We start from the raw sequence: 6,139 nt of genomic DNA, 5'->3' as shown, positions 1-6,139 counted from the left end.
GTGCCCGAGGAGTACCGCGGCATCGGCGTGCGCATCGAGGACGACATCCTGATGACCGAGGACGGCCCCGTGAACCTGTCCGCGGACGTCCCGCGCACGGCCGACGAGATCGAGGCGTGGATCGCGCGGCTGAACCCCGCTCGGTGAGTCACCGGTGACGCGCTCGCTCGCTCAGCGAGCGAGCGCGTCCACGAAGCGCGACAGCGTGGGCGCGAGCTCGGCGCCGATGACGTCTGCGGAACGCTTGCGGCCCTTCACCTCGAACGAGTGGTTGCCACCCTCGATCCACTCGACCGCCGCGTCCTGGCAGGTCGCGACCACGTCGTGGAACTGTGCGAGCGGCTGGATGAACGGATCGAGGTCGCCCTCGACGAACAGCTGCGGCTGAGCGACGGACGGCAGATGCTCGGCGCGGGGCTTTTCGGGCCTCCCGGGAGGGTGCAGCGGGTACCCGAGGTACGCCAGGCCGCGCACCGGGAAGTCCCCCTCTGCGGCCGCCATGGATGCCATCCGTCCGCCGTACGATTTCCCGGCTGCGATGACAGGCAGCCCGAGGCCGGCGGCGTGCGCGACCACCGCGCGCCACGCCGCCACCGCGTCGGCGGGACGGCCCGGCATGCGGCGGCCCGCCTCCACGTACGGGAAGTTGAAGCGGATCACCGTGATCCCGTCGTCCGCCAGGGCACGCGCGAGCCCCGTCAGGAACGGATGTCGCATGCCGGCGCCGGCACCGTGCGCCAGCAGCAGCACCGCCCGCGGGTCCGCGGCCGCGTCCGTCGCGATCGTGACGTCGACGGGCCGGCTCGCCAGCGGAACAGCCAGCGGGCTCTCGGACGCGCTCACGCGCGGTCGGGATCCCTCGGCTCGTCCTGCGGTGCCGTACCTGAGGGCGCACCCTGCTCAGGGCTGCTCCCCGACGCCTGAGGGGTCTGCGCGTCCGGAGCCTGGGGCTGCTCGGGCCGGGAGGTCGGCGGCAGGGGCGGCTCGGTCGGCGGCACCGGCGGCACGGGGTCCACGCGCACGCCGTACCGCGGCGGCTCCTGCGACACCGGAGGCGCGGGCGGGGTCACGACCTGCGTCGCGGGACGGGCGGGCGCGGGCTCGGCGCCCAGCACCTGGCGCGCCTTGCCGACGCTGCGCGACTGCACGGTGACGTCGTAGTGCTCGGCCGAGACCTGCATCACGCTCGCGAAGTCGCGGCGGCGGCGCAGGATCGAGTAGGCGATGAGGCGGAACAGCATGCCGAGCGCGATGCCCACGAGCAGCACGCCCGCGAACGTCGAGATCGGCAGGCCGGGCGTCCAGATCACCACCATGGCGGCGAACAGCAGGCCGAGCAGCACGCCGTTCACGGCACCGGACCACGCCGCCTGGGCGTAGCCGAGACGGCCGGTGACCTTCTCGACCGATCGCAGCGCGGTGCCGACGATCGCGATGTCGGCGGCGGGCACCTCCGCCGCGATCAGCTTCGACACCGCCTTCTGCGCCTGGTCGTACTCCTTGAAGCTCGCGACGATCTCACCGATCTCGAACGGCCTGTTCAACCCGCTCACCATGCTCATGCGCGCCATTCTCGCACGCGCGTGCGACGCGCCCTCCGTGAGCGCCGTGCTGGCGCGGCGGCGGCGCGGCGAGCCCGCCACGAGCGGATCGGCGTGCGGGACGCGCGGACTACGCTGGGGACATGAGCACGCAGAGGGTTTTCGCGGCGCGCCTTGCCGGCTGCCCCGTCTTCGACCCCGCGGGCGACCGGCTCGGCAAGGTCCGGGACGTCGTCGTCGTGTACCGAAGTAACGCGGCGCCCCGCGTGATCGGTCTGGTGTGCGAGATCCCCGGCCGGCGTCAGGTGTTCGTCAACATCGGGCGCATCACCTCCATCTCGTCCGGCCAGGTCATCACGACGGGTCTGATCAACGTGCGTCGCTTCCAGCCGCGCGCCGACGAGGTCCGCGTGCTCGCGGAGGTCGTCGGCCGTCGCGTGCACTTCGTGGACGGCAGCGGGTCGGCCGTGATCGAGGACGTCGCGATCGAACCCAACCGCGTCGGCGAATGGGCGATCGGCCAGCTGTTTCTGCGCAAGCCGAAGACGAGCGCATCGCCCTTCGCGAAGGGCCCGACCACGTTCGCGACGTGGAGCGAGGTGCGTGAGCACCAGACGCCCGGCCAGGCGCAGTCGGCCGAGGCCCTGGCCGCGAGTTACGCCGAGCTGCGCCCCGCCGACCTCGCCAACACGCTGCTCGATCTGCCCGAGGAGCGGATGATCAAGGTCGCCGAGGAGCTGTCGGACGAGCGTCTCGCCGACGCGCTGGAGGAGATGCCCGAGGAGGAGCAGGCGCACATCCTCGAGAAGCTCGGTGACGAGCGCGCGGCCGACGTGCTCGACGCGATGGATCCGGACGACGCGGCCGACCTCCTCGCCGAGCTCGAGCCGGAGCGCTCGGAGGAGCTGCTGCAGCTCATGGAGCCCGAGGAGGCCGAGGACGTCCGCATGCTGCTGCGCTACGGCGCGGACACGGCGGGAGGCCTCATGACCCCTGAGCCGATCATCATGTCGGCCGATGCCACGATCGCCGAGGCACTCGCGACCATCCGCCGTCACGAGCTGCACCCCGCACTCGCCGCGAGCGTGTTTGTCACGCTCCCGCCCTATGAGACGCCGACGGGCCGCTTCCTCGGCGCCGTGCACTTCCAGCGCATGCTGCGCTATCCCCCGCACGAGCGGATCGGCGCGATCCTCGACGACACGATCGATCCGATCCCGGTCACCGCCACGGCGGCCGAGGTCGCTCGTCGCCTGGCGAGCTACGACCTCGTGTCGCTGCCCGTCGTGGACCAGGCGCGCCGCCTGGTGGGAGCGATCAGCGTGGACGACATGCTCGACTACCTGCTGCCCGACGACTGGCGTTCGCAGGATGCCGACGCGCCGCTGCCGGTCGCGCCCGCGACCGGCTCGATTCCGAGGGTGAGGCGGGCGTGATGGCCGCGCGCGACATGTCCCGGCCCGACGTCGTGCGCGGCCGCTCGCCGATGCTCTCGTCCGCGGCGCCCCGGAACCGCGACCGCTTCGGGCGCGCGACCGAGTGGATCGCGCGCGCGATGGGCACCCCGACGTTCCTGATCGCGCTCACGCTGTTCGTCGCGCTGTGGATGGTGTGGAACTCGGTGACACCCGAGGGCCTGCGGTTCGACTCGGCCGACCTCGGCTTCACGGCGCTGACTCTCGCGCTCTCGCTGCAGGCGTCGTATGCCGCGCCGCTCATCCTGCTCGCGCAGAACCGGCAGGATGACCGCGACCGCGTCCAGATCGAGCAGGACCGCCAGCGTGCCGAGCGCAACCTCGCCGACACCGAGTACCTCGCGCGCGAGATCGTGGCGCTGCGCCTGGCGCTCGGCGACATGCAGGAGCGCGCCGTGAGCCGCGACGTGCTGCGTGAGGAGCTGCGGGCGATGCTCGAGGAGCTCGACTCGCGCGACGCCGAGCGCGCGGACGACGAGAAGTGACGAACGGCACGGATCTCGCCGAGCGGGTGCGCGACGCGGTCGGCCGCGTGTCCGATCCGGAGCTGCGCCGCCCGCTGGCCGAGCTCGACATGGTGCGCGGTGTCGCGGCGGAGGGTGCGGATGTGCGAGTCGGCATCGCGCTGACCATCGTCGGCTGCCCCGCGGCGGACCGCATCGAGGCAGACGTGCGCCGCGCGGCCGAATCGGTGGCGGGCGTCGGCACCGTGACGATCGACGTGGGCGTCATGACGCCGGCCGAGCGTCAGGCGCTGACCTCCCGACTGCGCCCGGCGCGCGGCATGCCGTTCGGGCCCGAATCGCTCACGCGCGTGATCGCCGTCACGAGCGGCAAGGGCGGGGTCGGCAAGTCGACGGTGACGGCGAATCTCGCGGTCGCGCTCGCGCAGAGGGGCCTGTCGGTGGGCCTCGTCGACGCCGACGTGCACGGGTTCTCGATCCCGCCGCTGCTCGGACTCGCGAAGGACGGCGAGATCGCACAGCCGACGCGCGTCGACCAGCTCATGCTGCCGCCCGTCGCCCACGGCGTGAAGGCGATCTCGATCGGGATGTTCCTGCAGGACGACGGCACGGGGTCCGGATCCCGCACGGGAGCGGTCGCGTGGCGCGGGCCGATGCTGCACCGCACGGTGCAGCAGTTCCTCACCGACGTGTACTTCGGCGATCTCGACGTGCTGCTGCTCGACATGCCGCCCGGCACGGGAGATGTCGCGATCTCGGTCGGTCAGCTGCTCCCCCACGCCGACGTGCTCGTGGTCACGACGCCGCAGGCCGCAGCCTCTGACGTCGCCGTGCGCAGCGGTCTCGTCGCGCGGCAGACCGGACAGCGCGTGATCGGCGTGGTCGAGAACATGGCCGCCATGACCCTCCCCGACGGCACCGTGATGGACCTGTTCGGGTCGGGGGGCGGCGCCGAGGTCGCGGCCGCGCTGTCGGCGGAGGGGCAGGATGTCCCCGTGCTGGCTTCGATCCCGCTCAGCCCAGCGCTGCGTGCGTCCGGCGACGCGGGCGATCCGATCGTGGTGGCCCATCCGGAGGACGCCGCAGCGGCGGAGATCACGCGCCTGGCCGAGCGCATCGCGTCGCAGCCCCGGCGCCTCTCCGGGCGACGGCTTCCCGTCGCCCCTGCCCGCTGAGTCCTCGCTGACCGCCCCGTACCCCCTTCGCACCCGATCTTGGAGGGCAATGAACGGTGACACGCTGCAGCAGTGCGCGAGGGATCGCGTCGAGGAGCTCCCCGGTGCCGGTCTCGAGCATCCGTTCGGGCCGGAGTGGGAGGTGTTCAAGGTCCGGAACAGGGTCTTCATGCTGCTGACCGCGGTCACGGGTGAGCCGATCGTCATCGTCAAGGCTGCGCCGCACGATGGCGAAGCGCTCCGCGAGCAGCATGACGACATCACGCCGGGGTATCACATGAACAAGCGGCAGTGGATCACCCTGCACCCGGGCGGGAGTCTGCAGAAGCAGATCGTCGAGGAGCTGGTGACCGAGTCCTACCTGCTGGTCGTCGAGAACCTGCCGAAGGCTCAGCGGCGGGTGGGTCCGGTCACGTTCGGGAGGAACGGTCGGTGACCTTCTCCCGCGAGGACCTGCGCCAGGCCGCGCGAGGCACCGCGGCGCTCCCGCCGCACGATGCGTCACGGGACCGAGCTCAGCGCCCCGTTCAGGTGGCTTCGCTGTCGAACGGCGGCGGCGTCGCGGCGGTGAAGGTGTGCCGCACCATCGGGCCCGAGGGGCGCGGCGGCGCGATGAGGGGCGTCGCCGGCTTCGGCGCCGGCTCGTCGTCCTCGAGCAGCGCCTCACGGATGATGCGACGCGGGTCGTACTGACGCGGGTCGAGTTTGCGCCAGTCGACCTCGTCGAACTCGGGGCCCATCTCCTCGCGCACCCGGGTCTGCGCACCCCGCGCGAAGTCCCGCACCCGCTTGACGGTGCTCGCCAGCAGCTCGGCGTAGCGCGGCAGCCGCTCGGGACCGATCAGCAGCGCGGCGATCACGCCGATCAGCAGCACCTTCTCGAAGGTGAGCCCGAAGAACATGGCCTCCAGCCTACCGGCCGCGCCTGTCCGGTCCGCGCGTCCGGCGACCGTACGCTTGTGGGTGATCCAGGAGGTTTCAATGAGCGAGCATGACGCGATCGCGCGCTTCGCACGGGAGACGGTCGTCGAGCCCGAGCACATCGCGAAGGCCCGTCAGCACGCGCTCGAGCTCGGCGCCGGGCCGATCAGCGCGGGTGTCGGCGCGCAGTGCGCCGTGATCGCGGCGGCGACCGATGCGCGCTCGATCATCGAGATCGGCACGGGCGCGGGCGTCTCCGGCCTGTGGCTGCTGCGCGGCGCCCCGAAGGCGGTGCTCACGACCATCGACAACGAGCCGGAGCACCTCGCCGCGGCGCGTCAGGCGTTCACGCAGTCGCGCATCCCTTCGTCGCGCGTGCGCCTGATCACGGGGCGCGCCGCCGACGTCCTGCCCCGCATGAACGAAGCGTCATACGACATCGTGCTGGTCGACGCAGACCCCGAGAACACCCTCGAGTACGTCGAGCACGCCCTGCGGCTCGCCCGTGCGGGAGGGACCGTGCTGGTGCCGCGCGTGCTGAACGGGCGCGTGGCGGACCCCGT

At 72.2% G+C, this 6,139-nt stretch carries 8 protein-coding genes and 1 pseudogene; 6 read left to right on the top strand and 3 right to left on the bottom strand.

Features of this window, described 5'->3' with window-relative positions:
- Positions 1-147: pseudogene (locus RIF89_RS10060) on the top strand (aminopeptidase P family protein); the annotation flags it as partial.
- Positions 148-171: 24 nt separating this feature from the next.
- On the opposite strand, the gene RIF89_RS10055 reads toward RIF89_RS10060, so the two are convergent.
- Both RIF89_RS10055 and RIF89_RS10050 read right to left on the bottom strand, forming a co-directional pair.
- On the bottom strand, positions 172-843 hold the full coding sequence (locus RIF89_RS10055; protein WP_309068977.1) for an alpha/beta fold hydrolase: 672 nt from the start codon (positions 841-843) through the stop codon (positions 172-174).
- Entirely contained in the window at positions 840-1,562 is a 723-nt protein-coding gene (locus tag RIF89_RS10050) for a general stress protein (protein WP_309068976.1), read from the bottom strand. The genes RIF89_RS10055 and RIF89_RS10050 overlap by 4 nt, the downstream gene beginning before the upstream one ends.
- 122 nt (positions 1,563-1,684) lie before the next feature.
- Between RIF89_RS10050 and RIF89_RS10045 the strand changes: the two genes are divergently transcribed.
- From RIF89_RS10045 to RIF89_RS10030, 4 genes are read left to right on the top strand one after another with little or no spacing between them, the layout of a single operon-like run.
- Positions 1,685-2,977, top strand: a complete 1,293-nt coding sequence (locus tag RIF89_RS10045) for a magnesium transporter MgtE N-terminal domain-containing protein (protein ID WP_309068975.1) — start codon at positions 1,685-1,687, stop codon at positions 2,975-2,977.
- Positions 2,977-3,501 (top strand): DUF1003 domain-containing protein, encoded by a 525-nt coding sequence (locus tag RIF89_RS10040; protein ID WP_309068974.1) that lies wholly within the window; start codon positions 2,977-2,979, stop codon positions 3,499-3,501. Before RIF89_RS10045 ends, RIF89_RS10040 begins: the two co-directional genes overlap by 1 nt.
- On the top strand, positions 3,498-4,655 hold the full coding sequence (locus RIF89_RS10035; RefSeq protein ID WP_309068973.1) for an Mrp/NBP35 family ATP-binding protein: 1,158 nt from the start codon (positions 3,498-3,500) through the stop codon (positions 4,653-4,655). The genes RIF89_RS10040 and RIF89_RS10035 overlap by 4 nt, the downstream gene beginning before the upstream one ends.
- 49 nt (positions 4,656-4,704) lie before the next feature.
- A complete protein-coding gene (locus RIF89_RS10030) occupies positions 4,705-5,091 on the top strand; it encodes an MmcQ/YjbR family DNA-binding protein (RefSeq protein WP_309068972.1) in 387 nt (128 codons plus the stop codon).
- Between the two features lie 91 nt (positions 5,092-5,182).
- Here the strand turns inward: RIF89_RS10030 and RIF89_RS10025 are convergent, their stop codons facing one another.
- Complete coding sequence (locus RIF89_RS10025) at positions 5,183-5,557, bottom strand: Sec-independent protein translocase TatB (protein WP_309068971.1); 375 nt, start codon at positions 5,555-5,557, stop codon at positions 5,183-5,185.
- Between the two features lie 79 nt (positions 5,558-5,636).
- Between RIF89_RS10025 and RIF89_RS10020 the strand changes: the two genes are divergently transcribed.
- The coding region (locus tag RIF89_RS10020; RefSeq protein WP_309068970.1) for a class I SAM-dependent methyltransferase at positions 5,637-6,139 on the top strand (503 nt) is incomplete at its 3' end.

This window comes from Microbacterium sp. (genome assembly GCF_031178525.1).
In the GTDB taxonomy this organism is placed as follows: Bacteria; Actinomycetota; Actinomycetes; order Actinomycetales; family Microbacteriaceae; genus Microbacterium.
The sequence above is the reverse complement of the archived record's forward strand: the minus strand, read 5'-3'. Positions and strand labels throughout refer to the sequence as shown.